Source organism: Paractinoplanes abujensis, assembly GCF_014204895.1.
GTDB classification, from domain to species: domain Bacteria; phylum Actinomycetota; class Actinomycetes; order Mycobacteriales; family Micromonosporaceae; genus Actinoplanes; species Actinoplanes abujensis.
The window spans coordinates 7,400,330-7,418,877 of sequence record NZ_JACHMF010000001.1 but is presented as its reverse complement, the minus strand read 5'-3'; the positions used below and the strand labels follow the sequence as shown (position 1 = coordinate 7,418,877).

General features: G+C 71.3%; 19 protein-coding genes. 7 read left to right on the top strand and 12 right to left on the bottom strand.

Going from position 1 to position 18,548, the window contains the following annotated elements; all coding sequences use genetic code 11:
• Positions 1-55: 55 nt before the first annotated feature.
• Positions 56-664: an O-methyltransferase gene (locus BKA14_RS34035; protein WP_184954859.1), complete on the top strand. Its 609-nt coding sequence runs from the start codon at positions 56-58 to the stop codon at positions 662-664.
• Here the strand turns inward: BKA14_RS34035 and BKA14_RS34030 are convergent.
• The gene (locus BKA14_RS34030; protein WP_184954858.1) at positions 654-2,066 is read right to left on the bottom strand and encodes a leucyl aminopeptidase family protein; all 1,413 of its coding nucleotides are present in this window, start codon (positions 2,064-2,066) and stop codon (positions 654-656) included. The two genes, BKA14_RS34035 and BKA14_RS34030, sit on opposite strands and share 11 nt — an antisense overlap.
• A 77-nt stretch (positions 2,067-2,143) precedes the next feature.
• Positions 2,144-2,311 (bottom strand): DUF3117 domain-containing protein, encoded by a 168-nt coding sequence (locus BKA14_RS34025; protein ID WP_014694782.1) that lies wholly within the window; start codon positions 2,309-2,311, stop codon positions 2,144-2,146.
• A gap of 258 nt (positions 2,312-2,569) precedes the next feature.
• On the opposite strand from BKA14_RS34025, the gene BKA14_RS34020 reads away from it, so the two are divergent.
• Together BKA14_RS34020 and BKA14_RS34015 are read left to right on the top strand one after the other, a co-directional pair.
• Positions 2,570-3,379 (top strand): PaaX family transcriptional regulator, encoded by an 810-nt coding sequence (locus BKA14_RS34020; RefSeq protein WP_184954857.1) that lies wholly within the window; start codon positions 2,570-2,572, stop codon positions 3,377-3,379.
• Entirely contained in the window at positions 3,376-4,164 is a 789-nt protein-coding gene (locus tag BKA14_RS34015) for an enoyl-CoA hydratase-related protein (protein WP_184954856.1), read from the top strand. Before BKA14_RS34020 ends, BKA14_RS34015 begins: the two co-directional genes overlap by 4 nt.
• A gap of 177 nt (positions 4,165-4,341) precedes the next feature.
• Here BKA14_RS34015 and BKA14_RS34010 read toward each other — a convergent pair whose 3' ends face one another.
• The 6 genes from BKA14_RS34010 to ndhC all read right to left on the bottom strand — a co-directional run bounded on the left by BKA14_RS34010 (position 4,342) and on the right by ndhC (position 8,012).
• Positions 4,342-5,142: a S1 family peptidase gene (locus BKA14_RS34010; protein ID WP_184954855.1), complete on the bottom strand. Its 801-nt coding sequence runs from the start codon at positions 5,140-5,142 to the stop codon at positions 4,342-4,344.
• A gap of 103 nt (positions 5,143-5,245) precedes the next feature.
• Positions 5,246-5,794: a hypothetical protein gene (locus BKA14_RS34005; protein WP_184954854.1), complete on the bottom strand. Its 549-nt coding sequence runs from the start codon at positions 5,792-5,794 to the stop codon at positions 5,246-5,248.
• Between the two features lie 95 nt (positions 5,795-5,889).
• Positions 5,890-6,453, bottom strand: coding sequence for a DNA-3-methyladenine glycosylase I (locus BKA14_RS34000; RefSeq protein ID WP_239092604.1), 564 nt, complete (start codon positions 6,451-6,453; stop codon positions 5,890-5,892).
• Positions 6,454-6,561: 108 nt separating this feature from the next.
• Positions 6,562-7,059: an SRPBCC family protein gene (locus BKA14_RS33995; protein WP_184954852.1), complete on the bottom strand. Its 498-nt coding sequence runs from the start codon at positions 7,057-7,059 to the stop codon at positions 6,562-6,564.
• On the bottom strand, positions 7,056-7,565 hold the full coding sequence (locus tag BKA14_RS33990) for a DivIVA domain-containing protein (RefSeq protein WP_184954851.1): 510 nt from the start codon (positions 7,563-7,565) through the stop codon (positions 7,056-7,058). Before BKA14_RS33990 ends, BKA14_RS33995 begins: the two co-directional genes overlap by 4 nt.
• Positions 7,566-7,634: 69 nt before the next feature.
• Positions 7,635-8,012 (bottom strand): NADH-quinone oxidoreductase subunit A, encoded by a 378-nt coding sequence (gene ndhC, locus BKA14_RS33985; RefSeq protein ID WP_184954850.1) that lies wholly within the window; start codon positions 8,010-8,012, stop codon positions 7,635-7,637.
• A gap of 178 nt (positions 8,013-8,190) precedes the next feature.
• Between ndhC and BKA14_RS33980 the strand changes: the two genes are divergently transcribed.
• Together BKA14_RS33980 and BKA14_RS33975 are read left to right on the top strand one after the other, a co-directional pair.
• Positions 8,191-10,050, top strand: coding sequence for a 2-oxoacid:acceptor oxidoreductase subunit alpha (locus BKA14_RS33980; protein WP_184954849.1), 1,860 nt, complete (start codon positions 8,191-8,193; stop codon positions 10,048-10,050).
• The gene (locus BKA14_RS33975) at positions 10,043-11,065 is read left to right on the top strand and encodes a 2-oxoacid:ferredoxin oxidoreductase subunit beta (RefSeq protein WP_184954848.1); all 1,023 of its coding nucleotides are present in this window, start codon (positions 10,043-10,045) and stop codon (positions 11,063-11,065) included. Before BKA14_RS33980 ends, BKA14_RS33975 begins: the two co-directional genes overlap by 8 nt.
• 6 nt (positions 11,066-11,071) lie before the next feature.
• Here BKA14_RS33975 and BKA14_RS33970 read toward each other — a convergent pair whose 3' ends face one another.
• Positions 11,072-12,085, bottom strand: a complete 1,014-nt coding sequence (locus BKA14_RS33970; protein WP_184954847.1) for a potassium channel family protein — start codon at positions 12,083-12,085, stop codon at positions 11,072-11,074.
• A 164-nt stretch (positions 12,086-12,249) separates the two neighbouring features.
• Here BKA14_RS33970 and BKA14_RS33965 point away from each other — a divergent pair, with 164 nt between their 5' ends.
• Positions 12,250-12,750 (top strand): phospholipase, encoded by a 501-nt coding sequence (locus tag BKA14_RS33965; RefSeq protein ID WP_184954846.1) that lies wholly within the window; start codon positions 12,250-12,252, stop codon positions 12,748-12,750.
• Here the strand turns inward: BKA14_RS33965 and BKA14_RS33960 are convergent.
• The 3 genes from BKA14_RS33960 to BKA14_RS45315 all read right to left on the bottom strand — a co-directional run bounded on the left by BKA14_RS33960 (position 12,747) and on the right by BKA14_RS45315 (position 17,285).
• The gene (locus BKA14_RS33960; RefSeq protein ID WP_184954845.1) at positions 12,747-15,371 is read right to left on the bottom strand and encodes a winged helix-turn-helix domain-containing protein; all 2,625 of its coding nucleotides are present in this window, start codon (positions 15,369-15,371) and stop codon (positions 12,747-12,749) included. The genes BKA14_RS33965 and BKA14_RS33960 overlap by 4 nt on opposite strands.
• Positions 15,372-16,236: 865 nt before the next feature.
• Positions 16,237-16,455, bottom strand: coding sequence for an FmdB family zinc ribbon protein (locus BKA14_RS33955; RefSeq protein WP_184954844.1), 219 nt, complete (start codon positions 16,453-16,455; stop codon positions 16,237-16,239).
• Between the two features lie 245 nt (positions 16,456-16,700).
• On the bottom strand, positions 16,701-17,285 hold the full coding sequence (locus tag BKA14_RS45315) for a hypothetical protein (protein WP_184957305.1): 585 nt from the start codon (positions 17,283-17,285) through the stop codon (positions 16,701-16,703).
• A 208-nt stretch (positions 17,286-17,493) separates the two neighbouring features.
• Here BKA14_RS45315 and BKA14_RS45310 point away from each other — a divergent pair, with 208 nt between their 5' ends.
• Positions 17,494-18,543 carry a lytic transglycosylase domain-containing protein gene (locus BKA14_RS45310; protein WP_239092588.1) on the top strand — a complete coding sequence of 350 codons (1,050 nt, stop codon included), beginning with the start codon at positions 17,494-17,496 and terminating at the stop codon, positions 18,541-18,543.
• Positions 18,544-18,548 lie beyond the last annotated feature (5 nt).

Genomic DNA, 18,548 nt, shown 5'->3' with positions numbered 1-18,548 from the left:
GGAGGTCGTCATCGTCCCGCCAGCCCGTCCGATCGGCCCGTCGACAGGCCAGGCCATGCAGTTCGCCGAGGTGTACGCCGACGAGGACGTCGTCCTGCAGACCGCGCGCAACATGGCGCACGAGCTCGGCATCGACAGCGTCACGCCGGCCGCGGGATCGGTGCTGCGCCTGCTGGCCGCGGCGGGCAGCGCCAAGGCGGTCGTCGAGATCGGCACGGGCGCCGGGGTGAGCGGCGTCTGGCTGCTGCGCGGCATGCGGGCCGACGGCGTGCTCACCACGATCGACGTCGAGAACGAGCATCAGCGCATCGCCCGGCGTATCTTCGTCGAGGCCGGCTTTGCCGCGTCACGGACCCGGATCATCACCGGCCGCGCGCTCGACGTGCTGCCCCGGCTGGCCGACGGCGCCTACGACCTGGTCTTCGTCGACGCCGACGTGACCGAGTTCGGGGCCTGCGCCGAGGCCGCGCTGCGGCTGCTCCGCCCGGGCGGGGTGCTGCTGGTCAACGGCGCGATGGCCGGCGGGCGGATCAGCGACCCGGCCGCTCGCGACGTGGACACGCTGACGGTCCGCGAGACCGTGCGGGCGGTGCGCGAGTCGGAGGAGTGGATCCCGGCGATCGTGCCGTCGGGCGCGGGGCTGCTGGCCGCCGTCAAGCGCTGAGCGCGGCCAGATAGCGCACCAGGGCCCGGACGCCCCAGCCGGTCGCGCCCCGGGTCAGTTCGAGCTCGGACGTCTCGCTCCAGCAGGTCGCGGCCATGTCGACGTGGGCCCAGCGACCGGCCATCGGGCCCGCGAAGTCGCGCAGGAACAGCGCCGCGGTGCCGCCGCCGTGCATGGGTGAGCTGTGCCGGTCGGCCACGTCGCTGCGCAGCAGCTCGCGGTAGTCGCCGTGCAGCGGCATCCGCCACATCGGCTCCCCCGCCGCGCCGCCCGCCGTGATGAGCGCCGCGGTCAGCTCGTCGCTGTCGCCGTACAGGGCGGCGATGCTCGAACCCAGGGCGACGTTGGCCGCGCCGGTGAGCGTGGCCAGGTCGATCAGCACGTCCGGCTCGAGCTCGGCCACGGCGTAGGCCAGCGCGTCGGCCAGCACCAGGCGGCCCTCGGCGTCCGAGTTGGTCGACTCGCTGGTGGTGCCGTCGTAGTGGGTGATCACGTCGCCGGGGCGGTACGCGGCGCCGCTCACCGCGTTCTCGGCCAGCGGCAGCAGGGTCGTGATGCGGACCGGCAGGCCCAGATCGGCGGCGGCCAGCGTGGCCGCAGCCACCGCGGCCGCTCCGGCCATGTCGTTCTTCATGAGCTTCATGCCGGGGCGCGTCTTGATCGAGAGACCGCCGCTGTCGAACGTGATGCCCTTGCCGACCAGCACCACGTGGGTCGTCGCGCCGGGCGGCTCCCACACCAGCTCGACCAGACAGGGCTTGAAGCGCGAGCCGCCGCCGACCGCCCGCAGCCCGCCGAACCGGGCCAGCTCGGCACCGGCGCGGACGCGCACCTGGAGCCCTGTGCGCTTGGCCGCGGCCCCGCTGATCTCCTCGGCCATCCAGTCCGGGTTCTTGAGCGAGGGCGGCGCGTTGGTCAGGTCGCGGGCCAGCCAGGTGGCGCGCGCGGTCACACGGGCCAGTTCCAAGCTTTCCCCGTACGCCTGAGGGCCGTTCGCCACGAGCTCGACGTCGGCCGTCCGGGGTTCCTCGCGGCCGTCGCGATAGCGGTAGCCACCGAGCCAGAGCCCCTCGGCCACGCCGCGCACCGCATCGGCCGAAGCCGCCGGGCCCAGGTGGAACTGGGCCGGCTCGGCGCCGTCGAGGGCCCGCGCGGCGGCCGCTCCGGCCGCGCGCCAACCGGCCTCGTCACCCGTGCCCACGTGCACCAGCAGCACCTTGGCCGGGGTGGCGAGCGGGCGGGGAAGTATCTGAACGGCACCGGCCGCCTGGTCCGTCTCGACCAGTGCGGCGATCTCGGCACCCAGGGCGCCGTCGGGGTGCGACAGTGGACCCGGCGCACCGATCGGCACGATGCGGGTCAAGGCGTCGTCGAGGTGGTCGGTCAGCCGGATCGAATACACGAGAGAATGACCTTTCTCGAAGACGTGGAAAGCCCGCCGGTCCGGGCGGTACCGTACCGGCGGGCTCGCGTGAAACGTCAGCCGGCGATCGACTTCAACGCGTCACCCAGCGCGCTGGCCTCGTCCGGAGTCATCTCAACGACGAGACGGCCACCACCTTCCAGCGGGACACGCATGACGATGCCCCGACCCTCCTTGGTGACCTCCAGCGGACCATCGCCCGTCCGCGGCTTCATCGCCGCCATCTTGTCTCCCCTCAGACCTACATCAGGGTGTCGGTGGGTTTCCCCACAGCCACTTCTTACGCCGTGTGCTCAGCCCCACACGGCGCCCGTACCTCGTTTCCGACCGGCGGCCGAGGGGCCTTCGCGCGCGCTGACGCGCCCCGGCCCACCGTGCCGATCAAACATTTTCCCTGATGAACACCGGCGAACCCAAACCCAGCCCGGGCGGATGTGACAGCGTCTAGCATATCGTCTTTTGGGCTGTCACAATGTGCGGTCATGCAGGCGCGGTCGGCACTCTTCGACCTGTACGGCGACTACCTCCGTCCGAGAGGCGGCCGCGCACCCGTCGCGGCCCTGGTCAGACTGCTTGCGCCGCTCGGCATAGCCCCGCCCGCGGTGCGCACGGCGGTGTCCCGGATGGTGCGCCAGGGATGGCTGCACCCCATGCGACTGGTCTCCGGACCGGGCTATCTGCTGACCCCCAAGGCCGCGCGCCGCCTCGACGAAGCCTCGGCCCGGATCTACCGGACAGGGCGCGTCAGCTGGGACGGGAAGTTCGATTTGGTGCTCTTGCACGGCCCGCTGGGCAAGCGCGAAGCCGGCCGGCTCGCGTTCCTCGGTTACGGCGCCCTCGGTGAGCACGCGTGGGTGGCGCCCCGGCCCGCCGACGAGGCGGACACGGTGCTGCGCGAGGCCGGGGTGGGCTACGAGCGGTTCAGCGCGAGCCACGCGGCCGGGTCGCCGGGCGCGGCCGAAGTGGTCGGCAAGGCCTGGGACCTGCCCGAGCTGGCCCGGTCGTACGAGGGCTTCGTGGCCGACCTGCGACCGGTGGTGACGTCGGTCAACGCCCGCAGCACCGACGAGGAGGCGTACGCGGCCCGCTTCCACCTGGTCCACGCCTGGCGCTCGTTCCTGTTCCGCGACCCTCAGCTGCCCGCCACGCTGCTGCCCGCACGCTGGCCCGGCGCCAGTGCGGCCGGCTTCTTCGACCGCCACGCGACCCGCCTGAGGCCCGCCGCGGACCGCTACGTCGAGCGATGCCTGCAATCGGCGACTCGCGGCCGTGTGGGATTCTCAGACGCATGACGGATTCGCTGCTCGTCGACCGCACCGGCGCGGTCGTCACGCTCACGCTCAACCGGCCCGAGGCCATGAACGCCTTGACCGTCGACCTCAAGGAGGCGCTGCGCGACACGCTGGCCTCGCTGGAGAGCGACAAGTCGTGCCGGGCGATCGTGCTGGCCGGGGCGGGCACGGCGTTCTGCGTCGGTCAGGACCTGCGCGAGCACGCGGCCCAGCTCGAATCGGGCCGGACGGATCTGGACACCGTGCGGGTGCACTACAACCCGATCGCCCAGCGGCTCGCCAGCATGCCCAAGCCCGTGGTGGCGGCGGTGCGGGGCACGGCGGCCGGGGCCGGCGCGTCGTTCGCGCTGCTGGCCGACTTCCGGATCGGCGGCCCCAAGACCAGCTTCCTGATGGCGTTCGCCAACGTGGGGCTGGCCGGCGACAGCGGCGTCTCGTGGTCGCTGCCGCGCATCGTCGGGCACGCCCGCGCGGTGGAACTGCTGCTGCTGGCCGAGCCGGTGCGGGCCCAGCGGTCGTACGAGATCGGCCTGCTCTCACAGCTGACCGACGACGACGAGCAGGTGCTGCCCGTGGCGCAGGAACTGGCGTCACGCCTCGCGGCCGGCCCCACGGTGGCCTACGGCGCCATCAAGCGCGAACTCTCGATCGGCGACGCCGGCACCCTGTCGGACGCCCTCGCAGCCGAGGCCCAGGCCCAGGCCATCTGCGGCGCCACAGCCGACCACAAGGCCGCCGTGGACGCCTTCGTCAACAAGCAAAAGCCCACCTTCAACGGCAGGTAGACCTGGCCGCAGCCGGTGGACTCGCTGCTTCGCTTGACGGGTTCGGCCGCGACCAAAGTCGGATTTCGCCCGTCAATGACTTGGGTGCCGAAAACGGCTAGCGAAGCGAGGCCGTTTCGGTGCCCAAGTCATTGACCCCCCAGGGGCGAAATCCCGCCGAGCGACAGCGAAGGCCAGCTAACTCAGACTGGTGGCGGCGCTGCGGATCGACGACGAGAAATAACTCACCTGGGTGTAGACGCCAGGCTTGTTGGGGCGGGCGCAACCGTCGCCCCAGCTCACAATGCCGACCTGGATCCAGGCGTTGCTCGCGTCGCGGCGGAACATGGGGCCGCCGGAGTCGCCCTGGCACGTGTCGACGCCGCCCGCGGTGTAGCCGGCGCAGATCTCCTCGGCCGCGATCACCTCGCCGCCGTACATCGACGACGAGTTGCACGTGGTGTCGCTGACGAACGGCACGGTCGCCTTGAGCTGGTAGCGCTGCTGCGCGCCACCCTCCCGGGCCGCACCCCAACCGGCGATCGTGAAGGTGCCCGAGTCGTACGCCGTGCTGGTGGCGATGGGCAGGGTGGCCAGCGTGGTGACGGGGCTGGACAGGCGGATGAAGGCCCAGTCGTCGCCGTTGCCGTTGTAGCCCGGGGCGCGGTAGACGTAGTTCGAGGTGCGGGTGATCCGGCTGCTCGACTGCAGGTCGACGACGCCCAGCGTGGCCGTGATCGACGTGTTCGTGCCGGTGCGGCTCACGCAGTGCGCGGCCGTGAGCACCAGGGTCGGGCTGTAGAGGGCGCCGCCGCAGCCCATCGACAGGCGAACCATCCACGGGAACTCGCCCTGCGCGGCCCGGCTGCCGCCGACCACCGACGGGCTGACCGCACCGTCGCCGGGCGGCGCGGTCGGCGCTGCCTCGGCGGTCGTGCCCCACGCCGCCACGGTGAGCGCGGCTACGGCCGTGCTCACGAGAATCCGCCACTTGACCATTCGGTCCTCCCACCACGAGCGCGCCCGGTAGGACGCGATTGGGGAGGAGCGTAAACATTGAGATCTATTGATGTGGCGATCCCAAATGCGTCATACCGCCGAGCTACGCGTCCTCTTCCTCCTCGTCTTCCTCCTCCGGGTCCTGGTTGGCCTCGGCACCGAGCACGAAGGCCTGCATGGCCAGCTCGTCGCCGGAGGGCCAGACGTAGGTCGGCAGCTCGACCGGGCCCAGCTCGAGCACGTGCGACCAGAACTGGCGCACCGCCTCGGCCGGGGTGGCCGCCTCGATCGGCAGCGCGACGCTGACGAACCAGGTCTTCTTGTCGCCGCCGACGGTGCCCTCGCCGATCGCGGCGGCGACGCGCCGGAACAGCTCAGGGTCGACCGGGGCGACCCCGGCGCCGTCGTCGAAGCCGAGCTCGCCGGCCGGCACCGGAGCGTCGAAGGCCCGGCGCACGTAGGCCAGGACGAGGTCGTCGCCGTCACCCCGCACCGCCTGGGCCAGCGCCACCACGTCACCTCCGGCGACCAGCAGCACCTCGTCATCGGGGCCGACCGGACCCGCGCCACCCGACACCGTCACCGTGTCGTGGTGGAACAGCCGCTCGGTCTCCCACCTCTCCGCCGGAATCTTCACCGCCCACTGAGCCATGCGGTCCATCACATCACGTGGACTTCGATGGCCCGTTCGGCGGGACCCAGCAGCCCGCCACGTGATCGTCGACCAACTGCCGGCCCAGCCCGGAGTCACCGCCCGGCCGGGACCCAGCAACCCGCCAGATGATCGTCGACCATGCCCGTCGCCTGCATCAACGCGTAGGCCGTGGTCGGGCCGACGAAGCGGAAGCCGCGTTTCTTGAGGTCTTTGGCCATCGCCTTGGACTCGGGGGTAGTGGCCGGCACGTCGGCCCGCGTGGCCGGTCGCGACGGTTTCGGTGACGGAGCGTACGACCAGAGCAGCGCGTCGAGCCCCCCGGGGAGGTCGGCGGCCACGCGGGCGTTGGCCAGCGCGGCGTCGATCTTCATCCGGTTGCGGACGATGCCGGTGTCAGCCATCAGGCGGGCCGCGTCGGCCTCGGAGAACGCGGCCACCTTGTCGATCGAGAAGCCGGCGAACGCGGCCCGGAACGCCGGCCGTTTGCGCAGGATCGTGATCCAGGACAGGCCGGACTGGAACGCCTCGAGGGTCATCCGCTCGAAGAGGGCGTCGTCGCCGCGCACCTCACGACCCCACTCGGAGTCGTGATAGGTGACGTAATCAGGGGTGCTGCCGCCCCAGAAGCAGCGAGCCCGGCCGTCGTCGCCGACCACCAGACCCGCGTCGAGCAGGCCCGCCGGGGCCACGCCGGGCTGCGGGGCCCCGAACGCCGAGGTGTCTGTCATGGCGAACACCGTAGAGCCGCCGTACGACAAAAACGCTCAGGGCAGCTTGCCCTCTTCGACCAGCCGCCCGAACCTCTTCAGGGCGCCGGTCAGGCTGAGCTTGGAGCCGGGCCAGAGCACCGGCCAGGCCAGCTTGCCGACCGGGCCCGCGGGCAGTTGGAACCACTCGTGCATGACGACCTGGGTGCGGTCGCCGGACATGGCCGTGCAGCGCATCGTGCCGGGCCCCTGGAGCACCTTGCCGCAGTGCACGACCCGCAACTCGTACGGGGGATTGATCTTGACGACCTGCATCTCGTCGCGCAGCACCGCCGGGCCGAGCGCCGTGACCGCCTCGACCAGACTGCCCTCACCGCCGTCGCCCCGCACCACCCGGACCTTGGTGAACGGGATCCAGTCGGACTGCCTCTCCCAGTTCAGGAAGGCCGCGAAGACGCGCTGGGCGGGCGCGTTGACGATGACCGTGGCGGTCACCTCGCCGGAGCCGGGGCGGGCGGCGTCACCTAGACCCTCGACGGGGCCGGTCGCGCTCACCGCGGTTCGGCCGGCTCGGTGCGGGCGGCCACTGGCGCGTCGTCGGGCACGGCATCCGGCCCGGGGGCGCCCGGGGTCACCGCTATCTGCTGGTCGCCGGAGTCGGCGGGAGCGGGCGTAGCGGGCGCGGTGGCGGCCTCGGACGGGGCGATCGCGGCCTCCCGGGCGCGCCGCAACACGTCGGCGTCGGCCGTACGCCCCTCGCGCAGCGCGGCCACCTCGGCCTCGAGCACGCCGATGAGCTCACCCTTGTAGCCGATGTCGTAAGCGGCGCGCTGCAGCGCCTGGTCGACCTGGGCCATGCGGTAGCCACGCCAGGCCGTGTCGAACTTCGTGCGGGCGATGTCCTCCTCACCGAGCGGCCGGTCGCTCGGCAGCGGCACCGCCGCACCGTCCGGCTCGACGGGCGTCAATGCGTTGTCGCCGCCACCGATCATCACGGTCACACCGAACACGATCGCAGCTACGACCAGTGCCACGACGATGAAGAGGAAAAGCTGGCCCATGCGCACGATGTTGGCATGCCCGGCTGCGCGTGGCGAGCCCGCCACCCCGACACGCCCGGCGGCGGGGACTCAGGTCCAGGTCAGGATCTTTTTACGCCAGGCGTAGAGGATGCCCAGCGCGAGGACCGCGACGAAGACGCCCATCTCGGTCACGGTGGCCCAGCCGAACCCGGGAAGATCGAAAACAACCGCCCAGGGAAAGAGAAAAACAGCCTCCACGGCGAAAAGCACATAGAGGTACGCGTACACGTAGTAGCGGATCTGGGCCTGCGCCCAGTCGCCGCCGACCGGGTCGATGCCGCTCTCGTAGGCCACGAACTTGCCCGGGGGCTGGGCCGGGGCGGCCGGGCGGAGCAGCTTGTTGGCCCCGAAAGCACCCACGAAGACGAGCACGCCGGCCGCCGCCACCAGGCCGAGCAAGGCGTACGAACCCAAATACCCGTCCACGACCCGACAGCGTAGCCGGATAGTGGACTCCGGTGGTTCGGACAAGCCCATCCTGGCTACTGTGGTCAACGGCCTCGACCGGTTCGTAAGGAGCGGCGACGTAGGCTGGAGATGACTATCGCGGGCCGGCCCACAGACGTGCTCCCCCGCCGGCCGGCACCCTTGGGAGGTTGCGAACGTGTCCGCATCCGCTGGAGCGAAGCGAGTCGAACAGCTGGATCGGGTGGTCATCCGGTTCGCCGGCGACTCGGGCGACGGCATGCAGCTGACCGGTGACCGATTCACCTCGGAGACCGCCCAGCTGGGCAATGACATTTCCACCCTGCCGAACTTCCCGGCCGAGATCCGGGCCCCCGCAGGCACCCTGCCGGGCGTGTCGAGCTTCCAGGTGCATTTCGCCGACTACGACATCCTCACCCCCGGCGACTCGCCGCACGTGCTGGTTGCGATGAACCCGGCCGCGCTCAAGGCCAACCTGTCCGACCTGCCCGCGGGCGCCGACATCATCGTCAACACCGACGAGTTCACCAAGCGCAGCCTGGCCAAGGTCGGTTACGCGGCGAACCCGCTGGAGGACGGCTCGCTCGCCGAGTACGCGGTGCACCCGGTCGCCCTCACCTCGATGACGGTGGGCGCGCTGGCCGAGCTGGGCGTGGCCAAGAAGGATGCCGAGCGCGCGAAGAACATGTTCGCGCTCGGCCTGCTGAGCTGGATGTATTCGCGGCCGTTCGAGTCGACGCTGCGATTCCTGGAGACGAAGTTCGCCAAGCGCCCCGACCTGGTCGCGGCGAACAAGGCCGCCTTCCAGGCCGGCTGGAACTTCGGCGAGACGACCGAGGACTTCGCGGTCCGCTACGAGGTCAAGCCCGCGCGCATGCAGCCGGGCACCTATCGCAACATCACCGGCAACCAGGCGCTCGCGCTCGGGCTGGTGGCGGCGAGCGTGCGATCCAAGCTGCCGCTCTTCCTGGGCGCCTATCCGATCACCCCGGCCTCCGACATCCTGCACGAACTGAGCAAGCACAAGAAGTTCGGCGTCACGACGATGCAGGCCGAGGACGAGATCGCCGCCATCGGCGCCGCGCTCGGGGCCTCGTACGGGGGCGCCTTGGGGGTCACGACGACCTCAGGCCCGGGGGTGGCGCTCAAGGGCGAGACGATCTCGCTGGCCATCGCGCTCGAGTTGCCGCTGGTCATCGTCGACGTGCAGCGGGCCGGGCCGTCCACCGGCATGCCGACCAAGACCGAGCAGGCCGACCTCAACATGGCCCTGTACGGGCGGCACGGCGAGGCGCCGCTGGCGGTGATCGCGCCGAAGTCGCCGTCGGACTGCTTCCACGCGGCCATCGAGGCCGCCCGGATCGCCCTGAAATACCGCACGCCGGTCATCCTGCTGTCGGACAACTACGTGGCCAACGGCTCGGAGCCGTGGCTGCTGCCCTCCTCCGACGAGCTGCCCGACATCTCGGTCGAGTTCACCACCGGGCCCAATGACGCCGACGGCCGCTTCCTGCCCTACCTGCGCGACCCCGAGACGCTGGCCCGGCCGTGGGCTGTTCCCGGCACAGCCGGGCTCGAGCACCGCATCGGTGGGCTGGAGAAGGCCGACAAGACCGGCGACATCTCGTACGACCCGGCCAACCACGAGCACATGGTGCGTACCCGGGCCGCCCGCATCGAGGCTATCGAGGTGCCCGAGCTCGAGGTGGAGGACGCCGACGAGAACGCGCGGGTGCTCGTGCTGGGCTGGGGCTCGACGTACGGTCCGATCGGCGCGGCCTGCCGGGCCCTGCGCCAGCGCGGCCTGCCGATCGCGCAGGCCCACCTGCGGCACCTGGCGCCGCTGCCGGCCAACCTCGGTGAGGTGCTGGCGGCGTACGACAAGGTCGTCATCCCGGAGATGAACCTGGGTCAGCTGGCCCATGTGATCCGCGCGAAGTACTTGGTCGACGCGGTCCCCTTCAACCAGGTCAGCGGCCTTCCGTTCACCGCCGCGACGCTGGAGAGCATGCTCGAGGACGTGGTCAAGAATGGCTAGCCCCGCCGTGGAACTGAAACTCACCGCCAAGGACTTCAAGTCCGACCAGGAAGTGCGCTGGTGCCCCGGCTGCGGCGACTACTCGATCCTGGCCGCCATGCAGCGGTTCATGCCCGAGCTGGGCATCCCGCGCGAGAACATCGTGTTCGTCTCCGGCATCGGCTGCTCCTCACGCTTCCCGTACTACATGAACACGTACGGGATGCACTCGATCCACGGCCGGGCGCCGGCCATCGCCACCGGGCTGTCGGTGTCGCGGCCCGACCTGTCGGTGTGGGTCGTGACCGGTGACGGCGACGCGCTGTCGATCGGCGGCAACCACCTGATCCACGCGCTGCGCCGCAACGTCAACCTCAAGATCCTGCTGTTCAACAACCGGATCTACGGCCTGACCAAGGGGCAGTACTCACCGACGTCCGAGCTCGGCAAGATCACCAAGTCGACCCCGGCGGGCTCGGCCGACTCGCCGTTCAACCCGATCTCGCTGGCCCTGGGCGCGGAAGCGACCTTCGTCGCCCGCACGATCGACTCCGACGCCAAGCACCTGCAGTCGGTGATGCGGGCCGCGGCGGAGCACCAGGGCTCGGCGTTCGTCGAGATCTACCAGAACTGCAACATCTTCAACGACGGCGCGTTCGAGCTGCTCAAGGACGCGGGCAGCCGTGACGACCACCTGATCCGGCTCGAGCAGGGCGAGCCGATCACGTTCGGCGCCCAGAAGCAGTTCTCGGTGACCCACCCGGCGGGCGGGTTCGGGCTCAAGGTCGAAGAGGGCGGCGAGGCCATCGTGCACGACGCCACCGTCGACGACCCGGCCTACGCGTTCGCCCTGTCCCGGCTCTCCGGCTCCGACCTGGGCACCACCCCCATCGGAGTGTTCCGCAACGTGCAGCGGCCGTCCTACGACGAGCTCATCACCAAGCAGCTGGTGGACGCCAAGGCCCAGGCCGACGGCACCCCCGACCAGATGCTCGACGCGCTGCTCAACAAGGCCGACACCTGGACGATCATGTAGCGAGGTTCAGACCGCGACGTCGACGCTGCTGCTCTCGTCGCGGATGTAGACGATCAGGTCGCCGGTCTCGATCATGATTTTCTGCTCACCGCCCAGCGGCAGCACCTTGCCCCGGCGGATCAGCGCCACGGCCAGCGTGGACAGCTCGCGCGGGTTGCGGCCGACCTCGGCCCGCTCGGCGCTGCGCATCGCCAGCGCCATGCCCTGACCGGGGGTGAGCAGGTCCTCCACGACGTCGATGAGCGGCGGCGCGGTGGTGGTGAGGCCGAGCAGGCGGCCCGCGGTGGCCGACGAGACGATCACGTGGTGGGCGCCGCTCTGCTTGAGCAGGGCCGCGTTTTCCTGCTCACGGACGGAGGCAATGATCCGCACCTGGCCGGCCGTCAACTGCCGTACGGTCAGCGTGATCAGCACCGAGGCCTCGTCGCTGTCGGTCGCGATGATGACGGCCTTGCAGTTCTTGACGTCCGCCTGCAGCAGCACGGCCGAGCGGGTCGCGTTGCCCTCGATCACCGCCAGCCCGTTGGCCATGGCCTGCCGCACGCCGTCGGAGTTGTTCTCGACCAGGACGATTCGCGACTTGTCGTAGCCCGTCTCCAGCAACGCGGCCACCGCGGCCCGGCCCTTGGTGCCGTAACCGCAGATGATGATGTGGTCCTTCAACTTTCGCCTCCACCGCGTGACACGCAGGCTGTTGCGGTACTGATCGGTCAGCACCTCGAGGGTGGTGCCGACCAGGATGATCAGGAAGAGCACGCGGGCCGGGGTGATGAACAGGACGTTGATCAGGCGGGCGTGCGGGGTGACCGGCGTGATGTCGCCGTAGCCGGTGGTGGAGAGCGACACGACCGCGTAGTAGAAGCAGTCGAGCAGGGTCAGCCCGTCCTCGTTGACGTCCCGATACCCGTCCCGGTCGGCGTAGATGACCGCCACCGTGACCAGGACGAGCGTGATCGCGAGCGCCATTCGGATGGCCAGCGCACGCAGGGGCCCTTGTCGGACCCTCGGTAGATTGATCATGTGATGCCCCGCACGGTGACACCATAGCGATCGCGCCTGGGACGACTACCCAGGACATCACATTAATCATCGTTCAGGAACATCAAACAAGAGCTTCGGCACGCATCGGCAAAGCGGGATCGACAACGTTGTATGCGAGCGGGGGCGGTTCCAAGACTGCTGTGATGACCCGACGCATCACTCTTGTCCTCGCCCTGGCGCTGGCCCTGCTCGCCCCGGCCGGGATCGCCCGGGCCACCACCACCGACAAGGCCACCGTGCTGGCCGGCTGGACCCAGCCCACCGCGGCCGGCACCGCCAAGTGGAACGCGGCCCGCCTCGACCGCGAACCCTGGCTGAGCTACGGCTTCGACTGGTCGACCGACTACTGCTCGGCCAGCCCGGAACGGCCGCTCGGCTTCGACTTCGCCAACGCGTGCTGGCATCACGACTTCGGCTACCGCAACTACAAGGACTTGGGCCGGTTCGCGGCGAACAAGGCGCGCGTGGACGACACGTTCTACGCCGACATGAAGCGAGTGTGCGTGCGCTACAGCGTGCTCGTGCGGGCCGCCTGCTACAGCGTGGCGTGGACCTACTACCAGGCCGTACGGATCTTCGGCTCGGTTTCCTTCGTGCGCCAGGCCGACCTCGACCGTGCGGAAAGGCTGATGCGAACCCGTTAGCTGCCCTGCAACGTCGGGGCGAACCGGGCCGCGCCATCCGCGAGATCGGGGTGCTCGACGGCCAGCGCCATCGCCACGATCCGGTCGAAACCCAGACCCACCCCGTCCGCGTACGCGGCGTCGAAGGCAGCGTCGCCCAACGCCGAACGCAACGACAACTGCTGGGCCGACCAGAAACGCCCGAACATCTCCGTACGCCGGGCCCCGCGCGCCGCCTCGGCCCCACCGAACAGCACCGCGGCGGTCGCGGGGTCGCCACCCATCGCGCAGCGCACCGCGATCGCCGCCACCGCGTCGGCCGCGGAACCACGGAACCCGTGCCGCAGCCGTGACCGCAGCGCCACCACCAGGTGATCGTGCCCGGCGACCAGGTCACCGCGGCGCAACGCGACCATGCCGAGCAGCCAGTCGACCGTCCGTTTGCCGCGGTGCTCGGGGCAGTTCGCCTCGGCCTGCCGGGCGCCACCGAGCAGCTCGGCCGCCTGATTCAGCTCGTCGCGGCGCCACAGCAGCTCGGCCAGCGCGATCACGGCGGGCAGCGCGGACTCGGCAACCCCGTTGCGCTCGGCCTGGGCGATCACCTCACGGCACAGCTGCTCGGCCTCGTCGTGCCGGCCGGCCTCGATCAGGGTGGTCCGATGCCCGGCCAGCGAATGCACCAGCAGCGCCTGGTTCTCCTCGGCGCGGGCGATCCGCTCCGCCCGGTCCAGGAACCTCGTACGCTCCGAACGGTCCTCCGACAGCCCGGCGTGCACCAGATGGGCGTAACCGAGCACGCCCGGCTCCACATCGACCCCGTCGAGCCGCCGATACAGGCGGAACAGCAGATCACGACCCTCACTGGCCCCGCCGTGCTCGCGCCACCACGGGTCCAGGGCCAGGGCCAGCCGCAGCCCGGCGCGCACACTGCCCTTGGTCGCGGCCCAGCGCAGCGCCGTCGTCCACTCCGGCACGTACGGGGTCATCTCGGTGAGCGACGTGGTGCGGACCTGGCCGTCGGTGTCCAGCATGACGGACTCCAGCGTGTGCAAAGCCCAGGCGACATGCCTGTCCCGCACCGCACGCTCGTCCCCGGCGGCGGTCAGGCGACGAGCGGCGTACGCGCGGACCTGCCCGGACAACCGATAGCGGGGCCCCGGCACCACCTCGACCAGCGACTTGTCGGCCAGCTCGGACAGCGCACCCAGCGCGTCCGCGCCGCACCACTCCACGGTGGCCAGATCGACCGTGCCGGCGAAGACCGCGAGCCGGCGCAACAGGCTCGCGGCGGGCGTGCTGAGCGTCCGGTAGGACCAGTCCAGAGTGGCCCTCAGACTCTCGTGCCGGTCCCCGGGCTCCGCCTCGACCGGGTCCAGCGCGGACAACGGATCGCCCAGGCGGGCCGCCAGCTGGGCCGGCGAAAGCGAACGGAGCCGGGCCGCGGCCAGCTCGACAGCCAGAGGCGAACCCTCCAGCAGGGCCGCTACGTCCTCCAGCCCGGCGTCGTCGTGCCGGCCACCGCACGCCTCCGCGACCCGCTCGGCGAGCAAGGCGAACGTGTCGGCCGGGGCGAGCGGCGGGATGCGCCAGACCACCTCCCCCGGCACGTTCAGCGGCACCCGGCTCGTGACCAGCACACTCACCTTCGGGCAACGAGCCAGCAGACGCCGTACGAGCGTGGCGCACGCGGCCGGCGCGGTGTCGGCGGTCTGCAGGACCAGCAGCATCCGGCGCCCCGCGCAGTGCTCCAGCAGCGTCTCGAGCACCGGGCGACCCGGCTCGGTGCGCACGCCGAGAGCCGCAGCCAACGCAGGCGCCAGCCCCTGCTGCGAGTGCGCGACGTCGACCGTCCAAACCCCTTCGGCGTACGTGGGAAGAAGCGGCCCAGCCACCGCGAGCGCCAGGCGCGTCTTGCCGGCGCCGCCGGGCCCCGTGACAGTCACGATGCGATGGCGCTGCACCAGCTCGGTGAGCTCGGTCAGCTCAGCGCGACGGCCGACGAAATCGGTCAACGGCACAGGCAGGTTGTCGGTGGGCGCGGCGGCGGTGCGCGGGCGGGGGAAATCGCGCTCCAGGCCGGGCGCGAGGACCTGGAAGATGCGCTCGTCGTCGTCGAACCCGCGGAGCCGGTGCGGGCCCAGATCGAGCAGTTTCTCCTGCGTCTCTGGCCGGCCGGTCACAGCAAACGGGGCATCGCTGCCGGCGGTCAGCAGAGCCAGCGCGGTGGCGCCGGAACAGAGGATCTGGCCGCCGTGCGCGGCCGCGGCCACCCGGGCGGCGCGGTGCACCTCGACGCTGGCGTACTCGCCGCCGACCGGGCGAGCCCAGCCGGTGTGCATGCCCATCCGAACGCGGGGCGCGACATCCGGACCGGGCCAGGCGAATGCGGACAGTTGCCGCTGAGCCTCCACACAGGCCGCGACGGCCATCGCCGGGTCGTGGAAAGCGATGAAGAAACTGTCACCCTCAGTGAAGAGCTCGACACCGCCGAAGTCACTCAACGCAGTCCTCATCACCGAGCGGTGATCGCCGAGGACCAAGCCGTAGTCGTCGCCGAGCATCCGGGCCAACCGTGTCGAGCCCTCGATGTCGGTGAACACAAAGGTCACCAGCCCACTCGGCAGCTCGGTCCGTCCCGCCACGGTTGAACCTCCGCCCCCTTCGGGAAGTCGCGTCTCATGCTGCCGTATCACTGTGTCACCGGCCATCGTAGAAACGGACGGTAATCATCCACCCGCCACGACCGACCCTGGACGGAGGACACCAGCGGCTTCGTTAAGCACTACGCGTGACGTAACGAAATGGATCGAGCGGAGTCACGCCGCAGTCGGCCAGTTCCGGCCGCCCATTCGGCGGTCCCCGCAAGAGGCACCCTGTGCGACACGTCGCGAACGACTGGCCAAGCCGTCCCCGTACCGCTAGATCATCATATTTCCGTGCGCTTCGCCGCAGGTCGCACCGCTGGTCCGCCATCCCGGGAGATCAGCGAGGAAATCCCACCGGAAGTGTGGCCGTCTCGCCATGTGGACAGGGTGTAGTCCCAGCGGGGCCGGGCGCCAGCGTGCCCGGGCGGGTGGATCACGCTCGGCGCATCGATCGTGTGTTCCGCCGGGTTGCTTGCGGCTGGAGCGGGGCGCGGTGGCGGGCCAGCGGCCGTCGACGGAAGTCGCGGGCCGGTGCCGGGCTGCGGGTGGTGGGCTGGCCGGGGGTGGCAGCCGGGTGCGGTCGTTAGGGGGCTGCGGCCGCCGGGCGGCGGTTGATGCCGCCGCTGGGTGGGCCGGGGCGCTGCCACACGGTCGACGCCGCCGCCGGGTGGGCAGGGTCGCTGCCCGTCGGTTGACGCCGCCGCTGGGTGGGCCCGGTCGCTGCGCGTCGGTTGACGCCGCCGCTGGGTGGGCCGGGCGCCGCCCGGCGATTGACGTGGCCGATGGTTGGGCCGGGCTGATGCCGCCGCTGGGTGAGCCGGGTCGCCGCAGCCGATGCGGTCCTGGGCTGGGCCGCCCGCGGTCAGCAGCCGCAGGCACCGCCGCAACAGCCACCACCGGCCGGGGCCGCCGGGCGGGACGGGGCGCTGCCACCGCGACCGGTGAAGGCGACGGTCGAAAGCAGCTTGACCGTGTCGCCGTGACCCTGCGGGCACGCGGTAGGCGCGGCGGCCTCGCTCATCGGCCGGTTGACCTCGAACGTGTCGCCGCAGGCGCGGCAGCGGAACTCGTAACGCGGCATGCCCGAAGAGTAGGCCCTCGGCCGGGTCACGAACCAGCCACCACCCCTACCCCACCCAACCGGGGGCGGGCCCAGAGCCTACGCCTCCACCAAGCGGATCAAGCAGTTATCCACAGGCGCCGTAGTTATCCACAGGCGTCAACGTGGGCACGCCCAGGCAGGCTCGGGTTGGGTAGTGTCGTCCGCGTGGTGGATCGGCAGGACGAAGAGGCGAAACGGCCCGAGCTGAGAGCTGCGGCGCCTCATCAGGGTGGGCCGCTGGCCAGTTCCGGCGCGGCCCCGCCCAAGCCGCCGCGCGCCGCCAGCCCCACTACAGAGACAGAGCCGGCACGCATACCGAAGCAGCGCACCACCGAGCCACCGAAAGCTCCGGCGGCCGACGTCGAGCCGACGGGGCCGGCCGCGACCGGGGCCGGCGGGCCCGGCACCGGTCGCGCGGGCGTAGCCGCGGCAGAACCGGGCGTGGCGGGCCCTTCCAGCGTGGACGCGGCGGGCGGGGCCAGCACAAGCGCGGACAGCGTAGTCGGCACGGGCGCGGCAAGCACAGGCGCAGCCAACCCGGGCGCGGACAGCGCAGTCGGCACGGGCTCGGCGAGCGGATCGCGGCCGGCCAGCAGCCCCGAGAGCAGTTCGGCCCCGGCGAGCGGTTCGGCCGTGGGGAGCAGAGCGGGCGCGACGAGCAGCGCGGGCACGGCTAGCAACGCAGGCTCGGCAAGCAGCGCGGGCACGGCAAGCAGCACAGGCCCGGCAAGCAGCACAGGCACGGCAAGCAGCGCGGGCACGGCTGGCACTGCAGGTTCGGCGAGCGCCACGGGTTCGACGAGCGGCACGCGGCTGACAGGCAGTGCAGCGCAGCCCGACGCTGAGGCGGCGCGGACGGCCGGGACGGCAGGCAAGACCGCCGGGGCGACGAGTACGACGGCCGGAGCCGCGGGCACGGCTGGCGCCGCAGGCACAACCGCCGGAGCCGCGGGCGCGAAGGCTCCCCCACCCGCCGGCCCCCTGAGCGAGGTAGAGCGGGCCGCGCGGCTCAGTGCGGTGGCGACGCACAAGGACGACGCCGGCAAGACCGCCGTGGAGGCCGCGCCCGGGAGCAAGACGCCGCCCGCCGTGACCAAGGGCGACGCGGACAGCAAGGGTGACAGCAAAACCCCGGCGAGCGTCGCGGTGGCGGTCAAGCGCCGCAGTGGGCCGTTCGGGTTTGCCGGGCGGGCCGCGGGTGGGGTGGCGGCGTGGGCCAAGCGCCCCAGCGGGCGGCTCATCGTGCCCGCCGTGATCGCCACTGTGCTGCTCGGGGCGGCGGGCACGGCCGGGGCCTACCTGGTGCCCGAGGCGCTCGAGTCGGCGCCTTCGCCCAGTGCCACGCCCGGCTTTCCGCTCGAGGCCCCGGCCGGGGTCCCGTCGGCGGGGCAGCCCGGTGGGTTGCCGGGCAGCGCGCCGGGTGGGTTGCCGGGCACGGCTGTTCCGACGTTGGCGCCGACCGTGGCGCCCACCACTGTGGCTCAGCTGGGCGGGCGGCCGGCTGACGCGCTCGCGGGGTGGGCGGGTCAGATCGGCACGCGGGTCGGCATTCCGGTGGTCGCGGTGCAGGCGTACGGCTACGCCGAGCTCGTCACCGCCCGCACCACGCCGTCGTGCCGGTTGAGCTGGACCACGTTGGCCGCGATCGGCAAGGTCGAGTCGTCGCACGGCAGCGCCAACGGGTCGGTGCTTTCGACCGACGGCACGAGCCTGCCGCCGATCATGGGGTTGCCGCTTGACGGCAAGGGCGGCCGTCAGTTGATTCCGGACACCGATCGGGGCGCGCTCGACCAGGACACCACGTATGACCGGGCGGTCGGCCCCATGCAGTTCATCCCGGCCACGTGGAACTCCTACAAGGTGGATGCCGACAACAACGGTGTGGCCGACCCCAACGACATCGACGACGCGGCGATGACGGCGGCCAAATACCTGTGCCAGAACGGGCGCGACATGTCGCGGGGCGATTCGTGGCGGGACGCCATCCTGTCGTACAACGCGGTCGGGCCGTATGCACAGAAAGTGTTCGACGCGGCCGATGATTACGGGAAGCGGTCGCGCAGCTGACCACC

What these genes read in the sequence shown, in the direction of transcription:
- BKA14_RS34035 (WP_184954859.1), top strand. Translation starts at nt 56, where the DNA reads ATGCAGTTCGCCGAGGTGTACGCCGACGAGGACGTCGTCCTGCAGACC.
- BKA14_RS34025 (WP_014694782.1), bottom strand. Translation starts at nt 2,311, where the DNA reads ATGGCGGCGATGAAGCCGCGGACGGGCGATGGTCCGCTGGAGGTCACC.
- BKA14_RS34020 (WP_184954857.1), top strand. Translation starts at nt 2,570, where the DNA reads ATGCAGGCGCGGTCGGCACTCTTCGACCTGTACGGCGACTACCTCCGT.
- BKA14_RS34015 (WP_184954856.1), top strand. Translation starts at nt 3,376, where the DNA reads ATGACGGATTCGCTGCTCGTCGACCGCACCGGCGCGGTCGTCACGCTC.
- BKA14_RS34010 (WP_184954855.1), bottom strand. Translation starts at nt 5,142, where the DNA reads ATGGTCAAGTGGCGGATTCTCGTGAGCACGGCCGTAGCCGCGCTCACC.
- BKA14_RS34005 (WP_184954854.1), bottom strand. Translation starts at nt 5,794, where the DNA reads ATGGCTCAGTGGGCGGTGAAGATTCCGGCGGAGAGGTGGGAGACCGAG.
- BKA14_RS33990 (WP_184954851.1), bottom strand. Translation starts at nt 7,565, where the DNA reads ATGGGCCAGCTTTTCCTCTTCATCGTCGTGGCACTGGTCGTAGCTGCG.
- BKA14_RS33975 (WP_184954848.1), top strand. Translation starts at nt 10,043, where the DNA reads ATGGCTAGCCCCGCCGTGGAACTGAAACTCACCGCCAAGGACTTCAAG.
- BKA14_RS33970 (WP_184954847.1), bottom strand. Translation starts at nt 12,085, where the DNA reads ATGATCAATCTACCGAGGGTCCGACAAGGGCCCCTGCGTGCGCTGGCC.
- BKA14_RS33965 (WP_184954846.1), top strand. Translation starts at nt 12,250, where the DNA reads ATGACCCGACGCATCACTCTTGTCCTCGCCCTGGCGCTGGCCCTGCTC.
- BKA14_RS33955 (WP_184954844.1), bottom strand. Translation starts at nt 16,455, where the DNA reads ATGCCGCGTTACGAGTTCCGCTGCCGCGCCTGCGGCGACACGTTCGAG.